The organism is Bradyrhizobium elkanii USDA 76 (assembly GCF_023278185.1).
Lineage (GTDB): Bacteria > Pseudomonadota > Alphaproteobacteria > Rhizobiales > Xanthobacteraceae > Bradyrhizobium > Bradyrhizobium elkanii.
This window is the reverse complement of record NZ_CP066356.1, coordinates 2,089,700-2,112,467: the sequence shown is the minus strand read 5'-3', so window position 1 is coordinate 2,112,467 and position 22,768 is coordinate 2,089,700. Positions and strand designations below refer to the sequence as shown.

Genomic DNA, 22,768 nt, shown 5'->3' with positions numbered 1-22,768 from the left:
CCTCCTTCATCCGTCCGCGCGTTCCATGCCCCGCATCACCATCATCGAAACCGGGCTCGTCAGTCCGCAATTCCGCGAGCGCCACGGCAGCTATCCGCAGATGTTTCAGCGGATGGTAGCCACCTCCGATCCGTCTGTGGCTTGCGACGTCGTCAGCCTCGCCAATGGCGAGACACTGCCGGATCCGGCGGCATTGGATGCGATCCTGATCACGGGATCGGCCGCCGGCGTCTATGACGATGTCGAATGGATCGCACCGCTCGAAGCCTTCGTGCGCACGGCCCATGACAAGCGCATTCCAACCGTCGGCGTCTGCTTCGGCCATCAGCTGATCGCGCAGGCGCTCGGCGGCACGGTGCGCAAATCCGAGAAAGGCTGGGGCATCGGGCGCCATGTCTATCGGATCGCGCCGGACAACGGACTGATCGACGGCGAGACGATCGCCGTCGCCTGCTCGCATCAGGACCAGATGATCACCCCGCCCGCCTCCGCGCGCACCATCCTGTCGTCCGGGTTCACGCCGCATGCCGGCCTGCTCTATGCCAACGGCACGACGCTGTCGGTGCAGCCGCATCCGGAATTCACCGCCGACTACGCCGGCGCGCTCTGCGATCTGCATCGCGGCCGCGCGCCGGATGCCCTGATCGAAGCCGCCAAGTCCTCGCTCACCGAACCGCTCGACCACGCCACGCTTGGCGGTGTGGTCACGCGCTTCCTCGTGCACGGGGGCAGCTAGCCCTTGCGCCACTGCGTGGCGGCGTCGCGGGCGAAATCGCGATAGGCCCGCGGCGCGCGGCCGAGCAGCTTCGTCAGGCGTGCCAGTTCGTCGGCCGTCGCGACCGCGCCGTCGCTCTGGTACCGGCCAAACATGAGGCGCATGTCGAGCGCGAGCCATGCCGGCATCGCCGCCTTAAAACGCTGCTCCATCACCGCGAGATCGTCGCCGCCATAGCTGACCGCGCGGCCAAGCTCATCGCGCCAGATCGCAGCCGCGCCCGCGCCGGTCACGACGTCGGGGCCGACCAGCGCGTAGGTCTCGCGGCCCAGCGGGGCGGACGCGCGTTCGCGGCGCAGCAGCTCGATCGCGGCCGCCTCGCCGATGTCACGGATGTCGACCATCGAGATGCCCTTCGCGCCGATCGGCATGCCGTAGGCGCCGAAGTTCAGCAGCGGATCCTTCAGCCGAAGATCGTTCTGGATGAAATAGGCCGGACGCAGGATGGTCGCGGGAAGATCGAGCGCCTCGATCATCCGCTCGACCGTGTGCTTGCCGGCGAAATGCGGCACGTCGGCATAGGCCTCGCCCTTGAACACCGAGAGATAGACGATGCCCTTGACGCCGGCCTCGCGCGCAGCGGTCAGCGTCAGCATCGCCTGCGTCAGTTCGTCGGCGGCGTTCGGTACCAGCAGGAACAGCGTGCTGACGCCAATGAGCGCCGCGCGGACCGAATCCACGTCGGCAAGATCGCCGCGAACGGCCGTCACGTGCTGCGGAAATTGCGCCTTGCCGGGCGAACGCGTCAGGGCCCGAACCTCGACGCCCTGACCGGCGAGATGATTGAGAACCTGGGTGCCGATGGTGCCTGTGCTGCCTGTCACCAGAATAGCCATGTCGAATACTCCTTCTTTTCGGCAGACCGTCTGCCGTCGCCGAGAAGCTATCCGTTCCAATTTTACTTTGAAGATGCCACTATTTGGACATACCGTCTCGAATATGGAACAGAACCGATGGACCTTCAGGCACTCGCCGATTTCAACCTGGTGGCCGCGCATGGCGGGTTCGGCCGCGCCAGCCGCGCTTCCGGACGAGCCAAGGCCACGCTGTCCCGCCGCGTCGCCGAACTGGAACAGAGTCTCGGCGTCCGCTTGATCGAACGGGGTTCGCAGAGTCTGCGATTGACCGACGAGGGCCGCGCGCTGCACGAGCGCACCAGCGGTCCATTGTCCGACATCGCGGAGGCCGGCGAAGCCGTGGTGCTCGGCGCGTCGACGCCGCGCGGCCGCTTGCGGGTCAGTGCGCCGGTCTTGCTCGCCCATGTCGCGTTCGGCCGGATCGGTGCACGCTTTGCGCACGCCTTTCCCGACGTCCAGCTCGAGATCGTCGCCGAGGATCGCCTGGTCGATCCGGTGGAAGACGGCTATGACCTTGTCATCCGCATCAACCCGTCACCGGACGAACGTCTCGTCGGCCGCCGCTTCCTGCATGACGAGCTGCTGGTCGTGGCGCATCCCGACCAGCAACGACCGACGGCCTCCGCGCACGATCCGGATGGCGTCTCCGTCGATGCTGTTGTGATGTCGCCGACGCCACCGGACACGGTCTGGCGCATCCGACATGAACACGATGGGCTGATGCTCAAGCCGCGGCCGATGTTGCGCCTCTCATCCATGCTGATGATGCGCGATGCGGTGCTTGCAGGCGCCGGCGCGGCCCTGCTGCCCAAGCTGCTGGTCGACGACGACATTGCCGCGGGGCGCCTTGCCTATTGGGGAACGGATACCCGACCTCCGGTCGAGATCTGGGCGCTGCAGAGCTCGCGACGGCTGGTCGGTGCAAAGGTTCGCGCGTTTCTCGACGTCGTCGAGCAGGCATTCCCGAACCGGGTCTTCGTTCCGCCGGCCTGAGTTGCAGTCCGGATAACGTGCCTCAGGTCATGCTGCCCGGCATGAAGCAGCGCACGCGCGGATGGCCGTCGATATAGTGCTTCCACACCATGGTGCGCCCGACTTTGTTCGGCTCGGTGATCACGGCCTCGTTCGGCACGACAACCCATTCATTGTCGATGAGCACGCGATAGTGGCCGTGATCCGACTCCCAGTCGGGATCGGCGACCACATAGCCGTCGGCATCCGAGCAGCATTGTCCATAGCCGCTGCGCAGGCTCTCGAACCAGGGCTTTAGCGGTGAATTGGCGTAGCGGCCGTCGTCGCGCGCCAAGGCCGGTGATGCGAGGCAAATCGTCCCAAGCAGCAGTGCCGCACGTGTGATGACGTGCATGTCGTCTCGTCTCCGCAGATTTTGATCCAGCTGCGGGCGCGCGTCACGCATTGTTCGCCCGCGACATGACCGTCGCGGGCGAGAACACGGCACAACCGCGCCCCCGCACCTGACACTGAACGATGCAAGAGCAAGGCCAGACTGGATGCCGGAAGACTACGGTCAACGAAAGTATAGGGCGTGCAGCACGATCAACGACGCACTGCTGCGACCTCGGGGACGAGCGGCGGTACGCTGCGCGACGCCGCCTGCAGCGCGCATTCGACGAACCGGCGCGGCAGCAGCGAGGCGCTGGAGCGCATCGCCACCAGCATGCGGCTTTCCGCATCCGGCGTGTCCAGCGGCTTCGCCACCACATTCATCACGCCGGCCTGCTGGTAGCAGGACGGCAGGATCGAAAGCCCGATCCCGGCCGCAACGAGGCTGAGCACGGTGCGCAGCTCATGCGCCTCCTGCACCACGCGCGGGGCAAAGCCCGCCCGCCGGCACAGCATCGCGGCCTGATCGCCGACGCCGCAACCGCTCTCGGCCATGCCGACGAATTCATGCTCGGCAAGGTCGGCCATCTCAAGCGCCCCCTTCGCGCCGGCCAGCGGATGATCCAGCGGCAGGAACACCATCAGCCGGTCGCGCCAAACCACATGGACCTGCAGATCGGCCGCCGGTCTGAAATCGAGCGGCGGGCGCATGATCGCGACATCGAGCTCGGCGTCGGCAAGCGCGCGCAGCTGCGTTGCCGTCGACATGTGCCGGAGCTCGATCTTCACCCGCGGATAGCTGGCGCGAAAGCTGCGGAATAGCTCGGCGAACATGTCGAGCATCGGGACCGAGCCGGTGAAGCCGACGCGGATCATGCCGGCCTCGCCGCGCGCCGCACGTCGCACCGTCTCCGACGCCAGATCAAGCTCGCTGACCGCGCGCCGCGCATGTTCCAGCAGCAATTGTCCGGCCTGCGTCAGTTCCACCGCGCGCCGCGTCCGCGCCAACAGGCGCGTGCCGAGCTCTTCCTCCATCGCTTTGATCTGCGTACTCAGCGGCGGCTGGCTGACATGCAAACGTTTCGCTGCGCGGCTGAAGCTGAGCTCTTCGGCCACCGCGATGAAGTAACGAAGCTGCCTGTAATCCATCGCTTATTCCGATTCCCTATAAGTCGGGGGTCAACAAGGTATTTGACCTCACGGGGCCGTTTTCTGATCTTCGCGCGAAATCACCTGTCCTCCAAGGGAGAAGAAGGGAGAAGCGCGCGAAATGCGTCAGGTTCAGGCAGAATGGCGCGGCGCGCGCAGCGGGTCAGCCATGCAATTTCGCAGCGGACGATAGCAGATGACCGCTTCGTTTCGCGTTCTCGTCACCGGCGATAGCCTCGCGCCGGCCGCCGTCAATGTCCTCAGCGAGATCGGTGCAGATGTCGTGCTGATGCACGATGCCGTCACGCCCGAACGTCTCGCGCACGAGATGGCGCGGGCGCCGACGCAGGCGATCCTGATGCGCGGCAATCCGGTGTTCTCCGCCGCCACCATCGCAGGCAATCCGCATTTGCGCGTGATCGCAAAGCACGGCGCCGGCGTCGACAGCGTCGATATCGATGCCGCGACTGCCAGTCGCGTGCTGGTGATGGTCGCGGGCGACGCGAATGCGCCTGCGGTTGCCGAGCACACCATCGCATTGATCCTCGCCCTCGGGCGCGACGTCGTCAGCCTGAACACGCGAACCCGTACCGGCGCCTGGGACCGCGCCACCTATCGCGGCCGCGAAATCCGCGGCCGCACAATCGGCCTGGTCGGCTTCGGCCGCATCGCCCGCCATGTCGCGCGCACGGCGGCCGCGCTCGGCATGAGCGTCGTCGCGCTCGGCCGGAGCAAGGGCCGCGTCGATCCGGCGCTGGCGCGCGAAGCCGCCGATCTCGGCGAGTTGCTCGCGGTTTCCGACATCGTCAGCCTGCACGCTCCGCTGACCGATGCGACGCGCGGTATGATCGATGCCGGGCGGCTCAACGCCATGAAGCCCGGCTCCCTCCTGATCAACACCGCGCGCGGCGCGCTGGTCGACGAGGATGCGCTGTGCGCGGCGCTGCGAAGCGGCCATCTCGCCGGTGCCGGCCTCGACACGCTGGCGGAGGAGCCGCCGGCGCAGGACAGGCCGATCCTGCAGGCGCCGAACCTGATCGTGACGCCGCATATCGCAGCCCAAACCGGCGCATCGATCACGCGGACCGGCGTCGAGGCCGCACGCAACATCGTGGCGGTCCTCACGCGACGCGACATCGATCGCGCCAATGTGGTCAATCCGGTCGCGCTGGACCCACCTTAAATCTCGCAGCCAACGGCCCGGCAAGAGGCTGCGATCAACAGGGGAAACGAACATGAATCTGGGGTGGCTGTCGAAGCTGTCCGCCGTCGAACGCAAGACCTTCTTCGCCGCCTTCGGCGGCCTTGCGCTCGATTCGATGGACACGACGATCTACGCACTGGTCACACCAGCGCTGATCGCAACGCTGAGCCTGTCGCGGCCTGACGCCGGCATTCTGGCTTCCAGCTCGTTGATCGGCACCGCCCTGGGCGGCTGGGTCGCCGGAATTGCCGCGGACCGGTTCGGCCGGGTACGCGTGCTGCAATTCACCATCCTCCTGGTCGCGGTCTCGACCTTTGCCGCCGCCTTTGCCGACGGCTTCTGGTATCTCTTGGTCGCACGCGCCGTCCAGGGCATGGGCTATGGCGGCGAGGCCGCGGTCGGCGCCGTGCTGGTCGCCGAAGTGGTTTCGGCCGGCATGCGCGGCCGCGTCGCCGCTGCGATCCAGAGCGGATACGCCGTCGGCAATGCGCTGTCGGTGGCGCTGTTTCCCGTCATCTTCGGCTGGCTGTCGCAGGACATGGCCTGGCGCGTGTTCTTCGCGATCGGAATCCTTCCCGCGCTGCTGGTCTTCTTCGTCCGCCGCTTCGTGCCGGAATCCGCGATCTTCGTCGAGGAGAAGGCACAGCGCGCCGCCTCGCCGACGCACAACTTCTGGACCATATTCACCGGTGAGCATCTGTTCAAGACGCTGGTCGCAACCTTCTTCACCACAGGCACGCTCGGCGCAGCCTATGTGATGATCACCTGGCTGCCGACCTATCTGCAAACCGGGCTGCATCTGCCGGTCACGCACACCGCCGGCTATCTCGCCGTCAACATCTTCGGATCGTTCGTCGGACCGATCGCCTTCGGCCTGATCGCCGACCGCATCGGCCGCCGCAAGGGTTTCATGCTGTTCCTGGTCTGCCAGGCGTTGAACGTCGCGGTCTACACCCAGGCGCCGATCGGCCAGGGCATCACCGTCATCCTCGGATTCTTCCTCGGCGCGCTGCAGGCCGGCCTCGCCTCCGGCCTGATGCCGACTTTTGCCGAGCTGTTTCCGACCAGCATCCGCGCCAACGGCGCCGGCTTTGCGCTGAGCGCAGGACGCGGCCTCGGCTCGATCGTGCCGGCGACCGTCGGCATTCTCTCGACGCGGATGCATCTCGGCGACGCAATGGCGATCTGCGCCATCTGCGGCTACACCGCCGCCTTCTGCGCGGCATTGCTGCTGCCCGAGCAGCAGGGCATCGATCTCAGAACAATGGCGACAGGCGCCGCTTCGGACGGCGCCGAACGGCTGCCTGCCGAACGAGAGGTAGAGCACCCCAACAACATCCGAAATGGCGTCGCGACCCAATGAACGCCATCACAATGAACGGGAGGATTGCAATGACTGGTGCGTCCGTCACTGAGCTCGAACAGCAGACCATCCGCCGCGTCTATTGGCGGCTGATCCCGATCCTGTTCGTGATGATGTTCTTCAACTATCTCGACCGCATCAATCTCGGCTATGCCGGGCTGACGATGAACAAGGACCTCGGCCTCAGCCCAGCGATCTTCGGCTTCGCGGCCAGCATCTTCTTCCTCGGCTATATGGTACTCGAGGTGCCCAGCAACCTGATGCTGCACTGGCTCGGAGCGCGAATCTGGCTGGCGCGGATCCTGATCACCTGGGGCCTCGTCGCCGCGCTTACAGCCTTTGTCTGGAATCCGCTCAGCCTCTACGTCATGCGATTCGGCCTCGGCGTCGCGGAAGCCGGCTTCATGCCCGGCGTGGTGCTTTACCTCACCTACTGGTTCCCGGCGCGCTATCGCGCCCGCGCGGTGGCGGGATACATCATCGCCGGCTCGTTCTCGGCGGTTTTGGGCGGGCCGATCTCGACCAGCATCATGACCTGGTTCGATGGCACTGCCGGTCTCCACGGCTGGCAATGGATGTTCCTCGCCGAGGGCGTGCCGACCATTCTGTTCGGCCTGTTCACGCTCTATTATCTCACCGACCGCCCGGCCAAGGCGAGTTGGCTCACCAAAGAACAGGCGGCCTGGCTGGAAGGCGAACTCGCCGCCGAGCGGGCCGAGATCGAACAACAGGGGCAGCACAGGTTGATCGAATGCGTCCTCGATATCCGGGTCTGGCTGCTGGCGGCGCTGTTCGGCTGCGCATTGGTCGGGATCTACGGCCTCTTGCTCTGGCTGCCGCAGATCATCAAGGGCATGGGCAATCTCAGCAACATCCAGGTCGGCTTCCTCTCGGCGATCCCGCCACTGCTCGGCGTCATCGGCACCATCGTGGTCAGCCGCAGCTCGGACAAGACCGGCGATCGCAAGTTTCATCTCGCGGCGGTCTATCTGCTGGCCGCCGTTGCGATGCTCGGCAGCGCCTATGTGGCGAGCCCGGTGCTGGCCTTCGTGTTCCTCTGCATCGTCGGCTTCAGCCTCAATGCCGGCAACCCGCTGTTCTGGAGCATCAACGCCTCGCTGCTGACCGGCGCGGCCGGAGCCGCCTCGATCGCGCTGGTCAACACGCTGGCGCAGTTCGGCGGCCTGATCGGGCCGTGGTGCATCGGCCTGATCAAGGACTCCACCGGAAGCTTCTCCTGGGCATTGGTCGGGATCGCCGGCTTCCTGCTCGTCGCCTCCGCCATCGCCGCCACCATGCGGGTCAAGCCGCGCGAGACGGAATTGACGGGCGCGATCCCGTCATCCGTCGCACACTGACACCCCTACCAAGGAAGCAACCATGATCATCGATTGTCACGGCCATTACACCACCGAGCCGGCCAAGCTGCAGATCTTCCGCGACAAGCAGCTCGCCGGCCTTGCCGACAAGTCGCGCCGGCCGCTCACCACCAATCTCGGCATCACCGACGACGAGATCCGCTCCAGCGTCGAGGGCGCGCAGCTCCGCCTCCAGAAGGAACGCGGCACCGACGTCACCATCTTCTCGCCGCGCGCCGCCGGCATGGCGCATCATGTCGGCAAGGAAGCGACCAGCCGCGAATGGACCACGATCTGCAACGACCTCGTGCACCGGGTCTGCACGCTGTTCCCGCAGAACTTCGTCCCCGTGTGCCAGCTGCCGCAGAGCCCGGGCGTCAAGCCTGCCAACTGCATCGAGGAGCTGGAGCGCTGCGTGACGCAGCTCGGCTTCGTCGGCTGCAACCTCAACCCCGATCCCGCCGGCGGCTATTGGTGCGATCCGCCGCTGACCGACGAATGGTGGTATCCGCTGTATGAGAAGATGGTCGAGCTCGACGTGCCGGCGATGGTCCATGTCTCCTCGTCCTGCAATCCCTGCTTCCACGGCACCGGCGCGCACTACCTCAACGGCGACACCACCGCCTTCATGCAGTTCCTGACCTCGGATCTATTCAAGCGCTTCCCGACCCTGCGGTTCATCATCCCGCATGGCGGCGGCGCGGTGCCCTATCACTGGGGCCGCTACCGCGGCCTGGCGCAGGACATGAAGCTGCCGCCGCTGTCGGAGCATCTCTTGAAGAACGTGTTCTTCGACACCTGCGTTTATCACCTCCCCGGCATCGAGCTGCTGACCAGGGTAATTCCGGTCGAGAACATCCTGTTCGCGTCCGAGATGGTCGGCGCCGTGCGCGGCATCGACCCGGAGACCGGGCATCATTTCGACGACACCCGCCGCTATATCGACGCGCTGCCGCTGAGCGCGGCGGACAAGGCCAAGATCTTTGAAGGCAATGCCCGCCGCGTCTATCCTCGCCTCAACGCCCATCTCGACCGCCGCGCGCATTGAACGTTGCCGAGACAAGCACTCCAACTCTCGATCCTGAGGAGCCCGCGAGGCGGGCGTCTCGAAGGATGCAGGCCCCAACCGGGCCACATGGTTCGAGACGCGCGTTCCGCTCCTCACCATGAGGGTCCAACCAAGCAGCAAGACCGACAATCGACTTCAACCAATCAATCTCGGAGAAAACCGATGGCCATAGGATTTGCAATTCACAAGGCGAAGCGGAAAGTGTCGCCCGATCTCGTCGCGCGCTACCGCACGCTGCCGGTCGCCAATATCAGCGATTCGATGTCGCGGATCGCGGGCACTAACCGGCTGCGGCCGATGCACGCGGGCGGCTGGCTCGGCGGCCCGGCGCTGACCGTCAAGACCCGTCCTGGCGACAATCTGATGGTGCACAAGGCGATCGACCTGGCGCAGCCCGGCGACGTCATCGTGGTCGATGCCGGCGGCGTGCTGGTCAACGCCATCATCGGCGAGATCATGTCGACGCTGGCCGAGAAGAAGGGCGTCGCGGGCTTCGTGATCGACGGCTCGATCCGCGATGCCGGCGCGATCCGCGCCGGATCATTCCCGGTGTTCGCTGCCGGCGTCGCCCATCGCGGCCCCTACAAGGACGGCCCGGGTGAGATCAATTGCGCCATCTCGATCGACGGCATGATCGTCGAGCCCGGCGATCTCGTCGTGGCCGACGACGACGGCGTGCTCTGCGTGCCCTATGACGACGCCGAGGCGATCTGCAAGCTGACCGAGGCCAAGAAAGCCACCGAGGAAAAGGCCATCCAGCAAATCCTCGCCGGCACCAGCGACCGCCGCTGGGTCGATGAGGCCCTGCAGCGCCTCGGCTGCGAGTTCGAGGACTAGCGATCGGCGGTCCCAAAGGGCGGAGATGCCCGCCTTTTGGGCACCAATTTGCGCCAAGTCGGCCGGAATCGTCCTGCCCTTATCGGGTTCGCGTGCCCGTCCATCAAAATCGGGAATTTTTCCCGATTCCAGATGGAAAAGAATCCCGATCCCGCGGGATTGATCTCGTTTGCCAAAGCAAGGGCGTTCCCGCAGTCTCCGAGCCAAGGTTCGTCGGGGGATCAAGCCGAACCGCGGCTTAGGGGTGGGCGTCATGGTTGGTGCGTTGTTGCGTGCGGCAACACGTTTTTTGTCTTCTTCGGTCTATACGCACGGCGCTGCGGCCGCGCTGGCCGTTATTGGCTCTGCACTGCCATCGACTGTCCTGCACGCTCAGACGGCCGATCCGGTCCCCACTGAACTGCCGCCCGTCAATGTGATTGCGCCCACACCTCTGGCCGGCACCCGCAGCGCAAGGCCGGCGGCACGGCCGGTGGTTCGGACCACGCGAACCGCGCGAACCCGAACCGGACCTGCTGCTCCGGCAGCGGGACCCGATGTCGGCACCGCTGCACCCGGCCCCTCCGACCGCGACTCCACCCTGATTGATCGCGACAAGGTCCCGTCCAACACCGCGGTGATGACGACGCAGGATTTCAGCCACAACTACTCGACCAACTTCCTCGATGCTGTGAACCGCAAGCTGCCCGGCGTCACGCTCACCGACCAGACCGGCAATCCGTTCCAGCGCAATCTCGACTACCGCGGCTTCACCGCCTCGCCGGTGCAGGGCACGCCGCAGGGCATCGCGGTCTATCAGAACGGCGTGCGCATCAACGAATCCTGGGGCGACGTCGTCAATTGGGATTTCATCCCGGAAAAGGCCATCGACAGCGTTGCGCTGTTTCCCAACAATCCGGTGTTCGGCCTCAATGCGATCGGCGGCGCGCTGAGCATCCAGATGAAGAACGGCTTCACCTATCAGGGCTCCGAGGCTGAACTGTTCGGTGGCTCTTACGGGCGGGTGCAGGGGAGCGTGCAGGCCGGCGGCCAGAGGGACAACATCTCCGCCTACGCTGCGTTCGAATCCGCCTACGATCGCGGCTGGCGCGACTACGCCAATTCGTCGCACATCAACCGCATGTATATCGACGTCGGCGCGCGCAACGACCAGACCGAATTCCACATCAATTTCACCGGCGCCAGCAACCTCCTCGGCAATGTCGCGGCAACGCCGGTGCAGATGCTCAATCAACGCTGGTCGAGCGTCTACACCTGGCCGCAGACGACGCTGCTTCAGCTCGCCTTCGTCAACGCGACGTTGAACCACAATTTCTCCGACACGTGGTCCTTCCAGGGCAACGCCTATTTCCGCGGCTTCCGACAGACCCATGTCGACGGCAACGGCACCGACGTGCATGCCTGCGACGGGGGAGACAGTTTGTGCATCGGCGACGACCTGCCGATTTTCGGTCCGGCGGGAGGTCCCTCGGTTCCGAACACGCTGGGCAACGCCTTCCTTGGCGAAGTCGACCGCAACCGGGCCGCGACCAACAGCTTCGGCGGCACGGCCCAGCTGACCAACTCGGACAAGCTGTTCGGGCACGACAACCACGTCGTGATGGGCGTCAGCGTCGACCACGGCAATACGAAATTCACGGCGACCAGCGAGCTCGGCACCATCGATCCGAACAACCTGTTCGTGACAGGCACCGGCATTTTCATCGACCAGCCCGACGCCGGTCTCGCCCCGGTCGACCTGCGCGCCACCAATACCTACACCGGCGTCTATCTCACCGATACCTTCGACGTGACGAACAGGTTCTCGGTCACCGGAGGTGGACGATTCAACTATGCCGAGATCGATCTCCAGGACCAGACCGGGACCAACCCGCAGCTCAACAGCAACAATCGCTTCCAGCGGTTCAACCCGGTGATCGGCGGCACCTACAAGATCACGCCGAACCTCACCTTCTATGCCGGCTATTCGGAGGCCAACCGCGCGCCGACGCCGCTTGAGCTCGGCTGCTCCGATCCGGCACGCCCCTGCGTCATCGATTCCTTCCTGGTGTCCGATCCGCCGCTCAAGCAGGTGGTGTCGCACACTGTCGAGGCCGGCTTCCGCGGCAGCTGGGGCCGCGATGCCAGGACCGGCATGCTGAGCTGGGGCATCGGCGCGTTCCACACTCTGTCCGACGACGACATCATCCGGGTGCAGAGCCCCATCGGCACAGGCAATTTCGGCTATTTCCAGAATGCGGGGCAGACCCTGCGGCAGGGCATCGAGGCCAAGCTCGACTACCGCGTCGATCGCTGGAACGCCTATGCCAACTACACCTTCATCGACGCGACCTATCGAAGCGCAAATACGTTGCCGGCTCCCGACAACCCGAACGCCCTGACCGACCCGAACAACGATGACGTCCGGTTCATCAACGTCAAGCCGGGCGACCATATCCCGGGCATTCCTGCGCACCGCTTCAAGGCCGGTGTCGAGTACCTCGCCACCGACGCATGGAAGATCGGCGCCGACGTCAACGTCGTCGGCAGCCAGTGGCTCGTCGGCGACGACACCAACCAGAGCCAGAAGGTCCCGGCCTACGCGGTCGTGAACCTGCACACCTCCTACAAGATCACGCCGAATATCGAGGTGTTCGGCCTGATCAACAACGTCTTCAACCAGCATTATTATCTCGGCGGCGCGTTCTACGAGACCGGCGGCTTTGCCAGCGCCGGAGCCGCGCCCAATCTGATGGCCCAGCTGACCGATCCGCGCACCTTCGTGCCCGGCATGCCGCTCGCCGCCTATGCCGGCATCCGGGCGAAGTTCTAGGTAAGTCGCCCGCTACGCCACCGTCCCGCCGTCGACCGGCATCGCGATGCCGGTGACGAACGACGCCTTGTCCGACAGCAGGAACACCGCGACCTCCGCGATCTCCTCGGGGCGCGCCGCGCGGCCCATCGGATTGCGGGTGACCGCGGCCTTGATCAGTTCCTCCGCGTCGGCCTCGTTGTGGCCCGGCTGGTCCGGCCGGTTGACGAACACCCGCAGCATCGGCGTGTCGATCGCACCGGGGCAGATCGCGTTGACGCGGACGCCGTCCTTGGCGTGGCGCTTGGCGAGCGCGCGCGCAAGGCCGATCACGCCGGCCTTGGCCGCGGAATAAGTCGGGCTCCACGGCGAGCCGACCAGGCCCGAGGTCGATGCGGTGAACAGGATGCTGCCCTGGCGCCGCGCGGTCATCTGGCCGAGCGCCGCGTTGGTGGTGATCAGCTGCGAGCGCAGATTGAGATCGACGCTGAGATCCCAGCCTTCCAGATCGTCGATCACGGACGGACCGGGAATGCCGAGATGATTCCACACGCAGTCGAGCGCGCCGAATTCCTTCACCGTCGCAGTGACGATATCGCGCGCAAAGCCGTCGTCGCGCAGATCGCCGGTCAGCGCCAGCGCGCGCCCGCCGCCCTTTTTGATCTCGTCGACCACCGCCTTCGCGCCGGCCTCGTTCTGGTCGACCACCGCGACTGCCGCGCCCTCGCGCGCGAGGATGCGCGCCCCGGCGCGGCCGGCGCCCGACGCTGCGGCGGTGACGAGTGCGATCTTGCCCTGCATGTCCATGTTTCGATCCTGACTGTGCCCGTGACTTCGAGCCTTCTTGGGTGCTGAAGGTTTGGGTTGAATCAGGACCGCCGCGCCGCGGTCTTGCGCTAACGCGCTAAAGCATGATCCGGAAAAGTGCGAAGCGGTTTTCCCTCGCGACAAACGCGGGACGCGTTTGCGCGGAGATCATGCTCAAACAAAGAGCTAAAGCGCGATGACGATTCTCATCGCGCTTTACCGGCCGCCGAACAGGACCGGAGACTGGCCGGGCAGCAGCTGCGAATGGATGTCGCTGTCCATGCGCTCCGCCCCCTGCTGGGTAAAGCTCGCGCCGAAGGACAGGCTGAGATTCGAAGTCGGCCGGAACTCGAGGCCCGCGCGCGCAGAATAGCCGGCGTTGACGCCGGGATTGCCGCTGAACGGCGCCAGCGGCCCGCCGGCACCGGGCGGATTGTATTTCAGGGTGTCGAAGCCGGCGAAGAAGGTCACGGGCGTATTGCCGACACCCCTGAAGTTGTAGCCGAACTGCGCGCCCTGATATTCCAGCGAGCCGAACGCCGCCGATTGGCCGAGCGCGTTCCAGCCAACGCGACCGCCTTCGCTGCCGGCGAACCAGCCGTCGGGCCGGCCGTTCAGATATGAGAAATCGCCGCCTTGCGCGCCGGCGGCGTCAAAGCTCGGAAAGTTTCCGTAAGTATCCGCCTTCTGGCCGTCGGCGAGGCTGCCGCCGAAGCCGAACAGCGAGCCCGGCGTCCAGTAGCGCACCGGGCCGGCCTGGGCATTGGCCTGTTGGCCGCTCAGGCACAGCGCCAACACTGCGATTGCGGGGCCGAGTTTACTTACCAAAGTGGTCATCAGGTTACCGTCACGAGCGGCGGGATTATACGTCCCACCGACCGGGAACGCCAGCCTGCGCCCCCTACTCCGCCGCGAGCAGCTTCTGTTTCAGTAGATCCGTCAGCCAGTCGGCAAACACCTGCAGCCGCCGCGACAGATGCTGACGGTGCGGATAGAGCAAGGTCATCGGCATCGGCGCGGCGCGGTGCCGCGGCATCAGCTCGACGAGCTCTCCTGCATCGATATGCCGCTTCACGTCGTAGACGGGAATCTGGATCAGCCCGAGGCCGGCGAGGCAGCAGGCGATATAGGCCTCGGCGCTGTTGGCGGTGACGCGGCCGCGCATCGCGATGCTGCGCGACGCGCCCTGCTCGCTCCACTCCCACTCCTCGATGCGGCCGGTGGAGGGCGAGGCGTAGTTGACCGCCCAATGCGCGCCGAGATCGTCGGGCGTGCGCGGCGTGCCGTGGCGCGCGAGATATCCGGGGCTTGCGACATTGATCAGCGTCAGATTGCCGAGCGGCCGCGCGATCAGACCGGAATCGCCCAGCGGGCCGACGCGCACGACGCAATCGACGGAGTCTTCGATCAGGTTGATGGCACGGTCGGTGACGCCGAGATCGATGTCGATCTGCGGATAGCGATCAAGGAAAGCCGGCAACGCCGGCGCGATGATCAGGCGGCCGATCCGCCCGGGCACGTCGACCCTGAGCCTGCCCGACGGTTCAGCGGCGGCATGGCGGAACAGGGTCTCGGCCTCCTCGACATCGGCAACGACGCGCAAGGCTCGCTCGTAGAAGGCCGCGCCGTCATGCGTGGGCGACACCCTTTCGCGTCGTGCGATGCAGCAGCCGCGCGCCGACGCGCTGCTCCAGCTCCGCGACCGCCGACGAGACCGATGAGCGCGGCAGGCCCAGCGTGTCGGCCGCCCGCGTAAAACTCGCGCACTCGACGACGCGGGCGAAGATACGGAACAGGTCGACGCGGTCCAAAATCGTCCCCGATTGTTCGCCATTTCTGACAAGTGAGATCAGAATGCATGGCTTTATCGGCAAATCCTAGACGATATCGTCGTCTCCAGAAAGCGGCCGCAGGGCGCGGCCGCGAGACCTGGAGAGGCGAATGCCATGACCGACCACAGCATCAAGGACAAGACCGTCATCATCGCCGGCGGCGCCAAGAATCTGGGCGGCTTGATCGCGCGCGATCTCGCCGCCCACGGCGCCAAGGCGATTGCGATCCACTACAACAGCGCGGCAACCAAGGCCGATGCCGACGCGACGGTGGCGGCGCTGCAGGCCGCAGGCAGCAAGGCAGTCGCCTTCCAGGCCAACCTCACGACATCGGGCGCGATGGAGAAGCTGTTCACCGACGCGGTCGCCGCGATCGGCCGTCCCGACATCGCGATCAACACCGTCGGCAAGGTGCTGAAGAAGCCGATGGTCGAGATCTCGGAGGCTGAACATGACGCGATGAGCGCGGTCAACGCCAAGTCCGCGTTCTTCTTCCTCAAGGAGGCCGGCCGTCACGTCAACGACAACGGCAAGATCTGCACGCTGGTGACCTCGCTGCTCGGCGCCTACACGCCGTTCTATGCCGCCTATGCCGGCACCAAGGCGCCGGTCGAGCACTTCACCCGCGCGGCATCGAAGGAGTTCGGCGCGCGCGGCATCTCGGTTACCGCGATCGGCCCCGGTCCGATGGACACGCCGTTCTTCTATCCGGCCGAAGGCGCGGACGCGGTCGCCTATCACAAATCGGCGGCGGCGCTGTCAGGCTTCTCCAGGACCGGCCTCACCGATATCAAGGATATCGTGCCGTGGATCCGCCTGCTGGTGTCGGACGGCTGGTGGATGACCGGCCAGACCATCCTCGTCAACGGCGGCTACACCACGAAGTGAGGCGCGATCTCGGTCACCTTTACCATTCGAATCGCGTGCCGACTCCGACGGATGTCGAGCCCTTCGCATCGACATCCGACTCGACGCGGATATGGCGCGTCACGTCGACATTGGCCGACACTCCTGACTGACTGGCGCTCGCGCCCGTCCGCACACCCACGCTCAGCCTGTCGCCGATCGCGCGCGAGGCGCCGACCATCGGACCGCCCGCCCCGGCGCCGACGTCCAGATTGTCGACCCCGAGCGAGCGGCGCATGCGGTCCACCGTTCCCTCGCCACCGCTGGCGAACTGAGCCGCGGCCCCTGCGAGCTGCACGGCCTGCGAGGTCGTCAGGCTGCCCGAAGCTTTCTGAAAGAGAATGCGCGACAGGATCTCGTCCTGCGGCAACTCGGGCTGCGAATGGAAGGCGAAGGCCGGCGCGGCCGCCGGGCCCGAGATTCCGACCTGCGCGGTGATGTCGGAGGCCTGTATCTCTGCCGCGAAATCGAGCTCGGGCGCGAGATCGCCATTGAAGGAGAGATTGCCCTTGGTGAAGGTCAGCGTCTTTCCGAGCACCACCAGCTTGCCCTGATAGAGCGAGAAGGCTCCCTTCGGAACCGGCGCATTGCTCGTGCCGCCAACATGAACGGAGCCGCCGAGTTCCGCGGTTACCCCGCGGCCATGGATGAAGACGTGGTTCGGCGCCGAAACTGTCACGTCGAGCGCTGCGTTGAAGAGCGCCGGACGCTTCATGTTGCCTTTCGGCGTCTCGGCCTTGCGCGCAGCCGCGAGCCGTGCAGCGGCCTGTCCCGAGGCGTTCACATGGTTGATGCCCTCGATCGGCTTCAGCGTCGACGGCAGGCGATCCGGGATATCGACGTTGACGCGGGTCAAGTCGACGCGACCGACGATCCGCGGATCGCGCGCCAGGGCGCCTGTGACGTCAATGGCGAGATTGGCCTGCGCGGTCGCCAGCGCGCTGGAGGCAAGCGTCGCCTGCTGACCACGAATCGAGACCGTGCCTGGAAAGCCTGCATCCGGAGCGACCCGCACCTGACCGGAGCCGGACAACGTGCCGCCGTTGGGCGTCACCGCGGCCAGGCGCTCCACCACGACGCGCTCTCCTTCGGCGGTGATTTTCGCCTCGACGGCGTCGAGGCGCGTGCCGAGCATGCTGTCGCGGAAGGTACCCCCGCTCAAGTTGGCGACACCGCCGATCTGAGGCTTGGTGCGCGTGCCGCCGACATGGGCATCGAGCGCGACGCTGCCGGATACGGTACGGCCGGAGGCGGAAAGCGCGGCATTGGCGATGGCGGCATCGAGGCGGCCCTTCGCGGTCAGCGCGATCGGACCCGTGGCGTCGAGCGGCACCGTGCCCGACGCCGTGATCGCGCCGGCTCTTCCCGCGGCAATTGTGGTGTTCAGGCTCGCGCGGCTGCCATCGAGCCGTCCGTCCGCGGCAACGTCGATCGGCGGCAGGCCGGCGCTTCTGGTCTGCGGCGCGGCGAGCTGCCTGACCGCGACCTTGTACTGGCCGATCGGCGCGCTCATGGAGCCCGCGATCGCGGCTGACGCGTCGAGGCTCCCGCTCAGGCCCAAACCGGGTATCGCGACATCGGCCTCGCTGAGCGGGATCGCGGTGGCCATGGCCTTGAGGTCGAGCACCTGGCCGGCTTTGCCATCCACCGTGAAGCGGCCACGTCCAATCGCGAGCGCCAGATGCTCGATCAACACCGTGCCATCGTCGAGCGTGAAGCCCGCGGGGCCCTGCAGCGCGATTCCCTTGGCGCCACGCCGCGCAGTGAAGCGGTTGAGATCGAACCGCACCCGCTCCCTGGTGGTCAGTGCACCCGCGGCATCGAGATCGAAGCCGGCAGCCTTGGCGGACAGACCGATCGTGCTCGCATCGGCATTGCCCTTGGCCGTTAGCGTGACATTTGAGACCGTCTGACCGCCGAACTCGGCACCGTTGACCTGCGCATCAGCATTGAGCACCGGATGGCCGTAGAGATCGGCGCCATCGGCGCGCAGATCGAAACTGCGGACGGCCGTGCCCGCGGCGCGGATTCCGGCACCCTTACCGGCAAGCCGAACCGACTGCTGGCCGCCATCGGCCGAAGCGGCAAGATCGAGTGAGGCCGAACCGGCGAGCTCTGTGAGGGCAAGCGGCGAGAGGTCGGCGAGCGCCCCGGCTGCCAAGCGAATCTGCCCGCTGCCGAATCTCTGTGCGTCGATCGTTGCTGCCCCCTTCAGGGATACCGATCCGATCGCGATGTCGATGGTCTCTGCGTGCCATCCGGCAAAGGCGGGAGCTGCGCGATCGTCGGGCTCCGACGATCGACGGCTCACCTGGACAATCCCGCGCGCCGGCTTGCCGTCGACGGAGCCGTCGAGCTTGGCCTCGACAGCACAGACCCCGTTGATGTCGTTGACTGTCGCGGCGAGCGCCAGATGCGGAATCGGGCGCCGCATGGCGGTGGCGCGATCCACCGAGGCCGCGAACGAAACCCCGGGATGCGCGAGCCCGCCGGTGAGACCGACGTCGAGAGCTCCCGTACCGGTGAGGCGCGCATCGGCCGCCGCGAGATCCGGCAAGTCCACACGCACCGACAGGTCGCTCGAGTCGCGCGTCACTGTTCCTTTGGCGCGAACCGCAACATGGGCACCATCGATCGACGCGCCGCGGACCGTGTAAGTGTCGCGGCCGTCGCCAGAGATGTCGGCTGCGAGTGCGAGCCGCGCCCCCGCGAGCCCATCGAGCGGCGCAAGTCCCGTCGCAAGCTTCTCGCCGGCACCTGACATCCTGATATCAAAGCTGCCACGCTGGAGATCCGTGTCGAGATCGAGGCCGAACGCCACCGAGCCCTTGAGCTTCAGCCCGGCAAGGTCGGCAAAGGCGCCGAGGTCGGGCACCGTTCCGGTTGCCCGGCCATTCAGGCGACCGGCGCTGACATCACCTGCATAGGTTGCCTGAACCGTTGATGTGCCGATCTCGAGACGCTCGATCCTGGCGCGGCCGCCCAGGTCCGTATCGCCGTGGAGCACGAGCGACGCGGTGTCGCCGATCGCGGCCGCCAAACTCGCGTCGCGTGGCGCAATGCCGGAAGCGCGCAGGTTCGCGTCAAGGATGATGCGCGTTGCCGGATCGCTGGCCTCGGCACGAGGAACGGCCGTGATGGAAGCATCAAGCGCCTCGACGTCTCCGTCCGGCAGATGAGCACCCGACAGCGTGAGCTTGATCGATGCTGCGGGAGCCTTGATTGGGCCGTTGACGCGGCTGTCGAAGACGAGGCTGCGGATCGAGCCTTGGTCAGTCTCGGTCACGTCGCCGTTGCTTGGCAAGGCGCGGATGGAGGCCGCGAAATCCACGACCTTGTCGGCTCGGAGCAGACCTTTCGCGTCGAGCCGCGCGAGGCGGCTCGTCAGCGTCAGCCCGTCCAGGGCGACGCTGCCGTCGTCACCAAAATGCGTCGTACTGTCGAGATGGGTTTCACCGGCGAAAACCGGCGCGGCGATCGCCGGCAACAACGGTTCGAGATGGCTGGCAAGGCGCGTTGCGAGCACTCGGCCCGGCCCGTTTCGGTCAAGCGTAATCGTGCCGGTCGCATCGATCGTGGGGCCGGCCTGCAACTTCAGGGCACCACGAAAGCTGTCGAGCGTGCCCTTGCCGCCCAGTGCGAATGTGACGGGCGGCTCGCCCGGCAGATGGCCGAGCTTCGACATGAGTCCGTGGGCCGGCTCGTCGAGCGTGACGTCGAGGGTAAGCGCATTTCCCTGCGGAACGTAGGCGAGAGCGGCCTTGAAGTGGCCCGGGAAATCCTTGCGGGTGGCATCGAGGTTGAAGACGAGCCCTTCCGAGGGCGAGCCGAGCTCGGTATTGCCGGTCGCCGCGACACTCAAGGCTTCACCCAGAATCGACTGTCCCAGCGTCAAGGCCCGCAGGTCGAAAGCCCTCACCTGCACCTTCACCGGAAGGTCGGGCAGGATCGGCTGATCGGACTCGGCGGCAGGCTGGTCGGACGGAAGTGGTTTTCGCTTGATCTCGAGCGTGCCGATCTCGAGGCGGTCGATTTCCAGCCGCCCCAGCAACAGTGCGCTGCGTCGCCAGACGAGGCGCGCCTTGTCGAGCGTCAGCCAGACGCCGTCCTTGTCGGTGATGCTGACGTCGCGGACCGTGGCATCCGAGGACAGCACGCCATCGACGGCGCCGACATGGACCTGGGTCGCCGGCGTCGAAAGCGTCCGCGAGACAAGACTAGCCAGCACATCCTGCTGGTTCTCGCCGCTCCCGCCCGCCATTCCGTAGAGAACGATACCGAGCACTGCGGCAGCGATGAGGCCCAAGGCCGCGACGGCGGAACCGACAATGAACAGCCGTCGGATGCGCATCAGAAGGCCTGCCCAATGCTGACATAGATCGCGTAGCGGCTGTCGCCGGGGCGAGGGTTCAGCGGTGTTGCAACGTCAAGGCGGATCGGGCCGACCGGCGTGAGATAACGCAAGCCAAGTCCCGCGCCGTAGCCCACATAATCGTCGAAGCCCGGCAGGGACGATCGGGAGGCGGTGCCAAAGTCGAAGAATGGCACGAGACCGATGGTGGGCGTGATCCTGACCCGCACCTCGGCGGAGCCCTCGATCAGGCCGCGACCACCGGTGATCTGACCGAACATCATCGGCGAAATGGTGTTGAAGCCGTAACCGCGCACGGATCCGCCGCCGCCGGCGAAGAAGCGATGTGCATCCGGAATCTGGTCGAGCGGCGCGCCCGCAAGCGAGCCTGCGGCCAACCGACCCGCAAGCACGTAGTCGGCCTGCTCGTCGAGCGCATAGTAGGCCGAGCCCGCAACCCGCGCTTCGAACAGATCGATCGTGGAACCCATCAGCTTCGGATAGGCATTGACGGTCGCCGAGAGGCGCACACCGCGCGTCGGGTCGAGCGGATTGTCTGTCGTGTCGTAGCGGCCGGTCGCCGTGAAGCCGATCAATGTCGCATCGACCCGCCCCAGCACGTCCTGCGATTTCGATTGCTCGACCTGGAGACCGGCCTGCAGCGAAGCCGCCTCCGAAAAGCGATGGATCACGCCGAACGTGCCGCGCACCGTGTCGTCAGTGTAACCGCCGAGGTCGTTGTTGCCGACACGCTCGCGGAACGCGGTGGCCTCGATCAGAAGATCGTTGGCCGTACCGAACAAGCCTGGCTTGATGAAGGTGCCGGTAAACCGTGCGCCGAAATCCGAGCCGCTCAGATTATTGAAGCCGGTAAAGGACGTGCCGTCGATCCGTTGCAGGAGTGAGGCGGACGCTTCGAGCCTCAGGCGCTCGCCGCCGCCGAATATGTTCCGATCCTCGTAATAGCCTGCAATGCCGGGACCATCGACAGTGGAATATTTTGCCGAGAGGCCCACCGCGTGCCTGGGCCTTTCCGTCAAATCGATGAAGACCGGCAGGTTGCCATTGGCGTCGAGCTTGTCGGCCTCGCGGACGCGAATTCCCCCGATGGCCGGGATCTTTGCGATCGAGGTTTTCGCCAAGACGAGCCGCTCCGGCGAATAGGGCTCGCCCTCCCTCAGGTAAACGTGCGTGGCCACCACTCGCGGATCGACATCTCCGCCCGAGATCGTCACGGCGCCGATGCCGGCCTTGGGGCCCGCTTCGACCCGCAACCGGAGGTCCATCGCGGCGGCGGCATGATCGACGGTGGCCTTGACGTCGGCGACCTTCGCGAGCGGATGTCCGTTGCTGCGGAACCAGTCGACGAGCTTCACCTGCGCGGCGCGCAGGTCGGCAGAGATCGCGGGATCGCCGAACTTCAGCGCAAACGCGCGGCGCGGCAATCCCTGCGGCGCTTGGTCGCGCGGATAGTCTACATCAACGGCGCGCAGCTTGAACAACGGACCAAGTCGCGCGATCACCTTGACGGGCACAACGGTCCGATTGCGAAAGCTGTCGGCCCGACGCGCCGCCGCGGCAAGCCCGATCTCGTCGAGGGAGATTGGAACTCCATCTATCGTCACATCGATCTGGGCGTTGTAGCGGCCAAGCCCCCAAAGGGCATCGAGCAGCGGATTGATATCCGCCTGCAGCCGGCGCGCGAGACCTTCCCCGTCCGGCGGCGGTTCCTGTCGGAGGCGATAGGTGCCGGCGGCATCGCGCAATGCCTGTTCGGCGTCGCTATCGTTCTTGCCCTCCGGCGTCTTGGCTTCGATCTCCAACCGATAGGACAGCGTCGTGGCGCTGACCGGCGGCGGATCGTCGGAACCGAACAGACCAAAGAAATCGAGCGCGTGGGCCTGCTCGCACAGCGAGCAACCGACGACAGCGACGCACGCTGAACGCAGAACGCGTCGCGCTGCAGCGATGAAATACCTTTGCCTTGCCCGCCCCAGCAAAGATGGCAGGCATCGTCGCACCACAATTTGCTTGATTGTTCCGCTCCGCCTGCCTGTTGACACGACCCGAGTCTTTGCACCTCGGGTTCCGGCGATCCCCTGTCTCCGCGTTCAACAGGCACCAC

Annotated in this window: 16 protein-coding genes and 1 pseudogene; 9 read left to right on the top strand and 8 right to left on the bottom strand. The window is 65.9% G+C overall.

Translation table 11 applies throughout. The annotated features are described in order from the left end of the window. Positions 1 to 25: 25 nt before the first annotated feature. On the top strand, positions 26 to 736 hold the full coding sequence (locus tag JEY66_RS10185) for a type 1 glutamine amidotransferase (protein WP_016847655.1): 711 nt from the start codon (positions 26 to 28) through the stop codon (positions 734 to 736). On the opposite strand, the gene JEY66_RS10180 is transcribed toward JEY66_RS10185, so the two are convergent. Continuing rightward, complete coding sequence (locus JEY66_RS10180) at positions 733 to 1,611, bottom strand: NmrA/HSCARG family protein (RefSeq protein ID WP_016847656.1); 879 nt, start codon at positions 1,609 to 1,611, stop codon at positions 733 to 735. The genes JEY66_RS10185 and JEY66_RS10180 overlap by 4 nt on opposite strands. 117 nt (positions 1,612 to 1,728) lie before the next feature. Between JEY66_RS10180 and JEY66_RS10175 the strand changes: the two genes are divergently transcribed. Further along, a complete protein-coding gene (locus JEY66_RS10175) occupies positions 1,729 to 2,625 on the top strand; it encodes a LysR family transcriptional regulator (protein ID WP_018273420.1) in 897 nt (298 codons plus the stop codon). Between the two features lie 22 nt (positions 2,626 to 2,647). Here JEY66_RS10175 and JEY66_RS10170 read toward each other — a convergent pair whose 3' ends face one another. Both JEY66_RS10170 and JEY66_RS10165 read right to left on the bottom strand, forming a co-directional pair. Continuing rightward, positions 2,648 to 2,998: a hypothetical protein gene (locus tag JEY66_RS10170; protein ID WP_026193281.1), complete on the bottom strand. Its 351-nt coding sequence runs from the start codon at positions 2,996 to 2,998 to the stop codon at positions 2,648 to 2,650. 191 nt (positions 2,999 to 3,189) lie between these two features. Then, on the bottom strand, positions 3,190 to 4,125 hold the full coding sequence (locus JEY66_RS10165; RefSeq protein WP_016847659.1) for a LysR substrate-binding domain-containing protein: 936 nt from the start codon (positions 4,123 to 4,125) through the stop codon (positions 3,190 to 3,192). Positions 4,126 to 4,321: 196 nt separating this feature from the next. Between JEY66_RS10165 and JEY66_RS10160 the strand changes: the two genes are divergently transcribed. The 6 genes from JEY66_RS10160 to JEY66_RS10135 all read left to right on the top strand — a co-directional run bounded on the left by JEY66_RS10160 (position 4,322) and on the right by JEY66_RS10135 (position 12,768). Next, a complete protein-coding gene (locus tag JEY66_RS10160) occupies positions 4,322 to 5,308 on the top strand; it encodes a hydroxyacid dehydrogenase (protein ID WP_018273421.1) in 987 nt (328 codons plus the stop codon). Between the two features lie 52 nt (positions 5,309 to 5,360). Next, positions 5,361 to 6,692 (top strand): MFS transporter, encoded by a 1,332-nt coding sequence (locus JEY66_RS10155; RefSeq protein WP_018273422.1) that lies wholly within the window; start codon positions 5,361 to 5,363, stop codon positions 6,690 to 6,692. Positions 6,693 to 6,721: 29 nt separating this feature from the next. Then, positions 6,722 to 8,050, top strand: a complete 1,329-nt coding sequence (locus JEY66_RS10150) for an MFS transporter (RefSeq protein WP_016847663.1) — start codon at positions 6,722 to 6,724, stop codon at positions 8,048 to 8,050. A 22-nt stretch (positions 8,051 to 8,072) separates the two neighbouring features. Beyond that, positions 8,073 to 9,098, top strand: a complete 1,026-nt coding sequence (locus tag JEY66_RS10145) for an amidohydrolase family protein (RefSeq protein ID WP_016847664.1) — start codon at positions 8,073 to 8,075, stop codon at positions 9,096 to 9,098. A 183-nt stretch (positions 9,099 to 9,281) separates the two neighbouring features. After that, positions 9,282 to 9,956, top strand: a complete 675-nt coding sequence (locus JEY66_RS10140; protein ID WP_016847665.1) for an RraA family protein — start codon at positions 9,282 to 9,284, stop codon at positions 9,954 to 9,956. 472 nt (positions 9,957 to 10,428) lie between these two features. After that, positions 10,429 to 12,768, top strand: a complete 2,340-nt coding sequence (locus JEY66_RS10135; RefSeq protein WP_259171286.1) for a TonB-dependent receptor — start codon at positions 10,429 to 10,431, stop codon at positions 12,766 to 12,768. 12 nt (positions 12,769 to 12,780) lie between these two features. Here the strand turns inward: JEY66_RS10135 and JEY66_RS10130 are convergent, their stop codons facing one another. The 3 genes and pseudogenes from JEY66_RS10130 to JEY66_RS10120 form a co-directional block, all read right to left on the bottom strand. After that, entirely contained in the window at positions 12,781 to 13,554 is a 774-nt protein-coding gene (locus JEY66_RS10130; protein WP_018273423.1) for an SDR family NAD(P)-dependent oxidoreductase, read from the bottom strand. Positions 13,555 to 13,770: 216 nt separating this feature from the next. Next, positions 13,771 to 14,391, bottom strand: a complete 621-nt coding sequence (locus JEY66_RS10125) for a hypothetical protein (protein WP_038376671.1) — start codon at positions 14,389 to 14,391, stop codon at positions 13,771 to 13,773. A gap of 64 nt (positions 14,392 to 14,455) precedes the next feature. Continuing rightward, positions 14,456 to 15,365, bottom strand: a pseudogene (locus JEY66_RS10120) (LysR family transcriptional regulator). A 135-nt stretch (positions 15,366 to 15,500) separates the two neighbouring features. On the opposite strand from JEY66_RS10120, the gene JEY66_RS10115 reads away from it, so the two are divergent. Next, positions 15,501 to 16,274: an SDR family oxidoreductase gene (locus JEY66_RS10115; protein WP_016847669.1), complete on the top strand. Its 774-nt coding sequence runs from the start codon at positions 15,501 to 15,503 to the stop codon at positions 16,272 to 16,274. Positions 16,275 to 16,293: 19 nt separating this feature from the next. Here JEY66_RS10115 and JEY66_RS10110 read toward each other — a convergent pair whose 3' ends face one another. Next, positions 16,294 to 20,643 carry a translocation/assembly module TamB domain-containing protein gene (locus JEY66_RS10110; RefSeq protein WP_018273424.1) on the bottom strand — a complete coding sequence of 1,450 codons (4,350 nt, stop codon included), beginning with the start codon at positions 20,641 to 20,643 and terminating at the stop codon, positions 16,294 to 16,296. Further along, positions 20,643 to 22,643, bottom strand: coding sequence for an autotransporter assembly complex protein TamA (locus tag JEY66_RS10105; RefSeq protein WP_018273425.1), 2,001 nt, complete (start codon positions 22,641 to 22,643; stop codon positions 20,643 to 20,645). The genes JEY66_RS10110 and JEY66_RS10105 overlap by 1 nt, the downstream gene beginning before the upstream one ends. Positions 22,644 to 22,768: the final 125 nt, after the last annotated feature.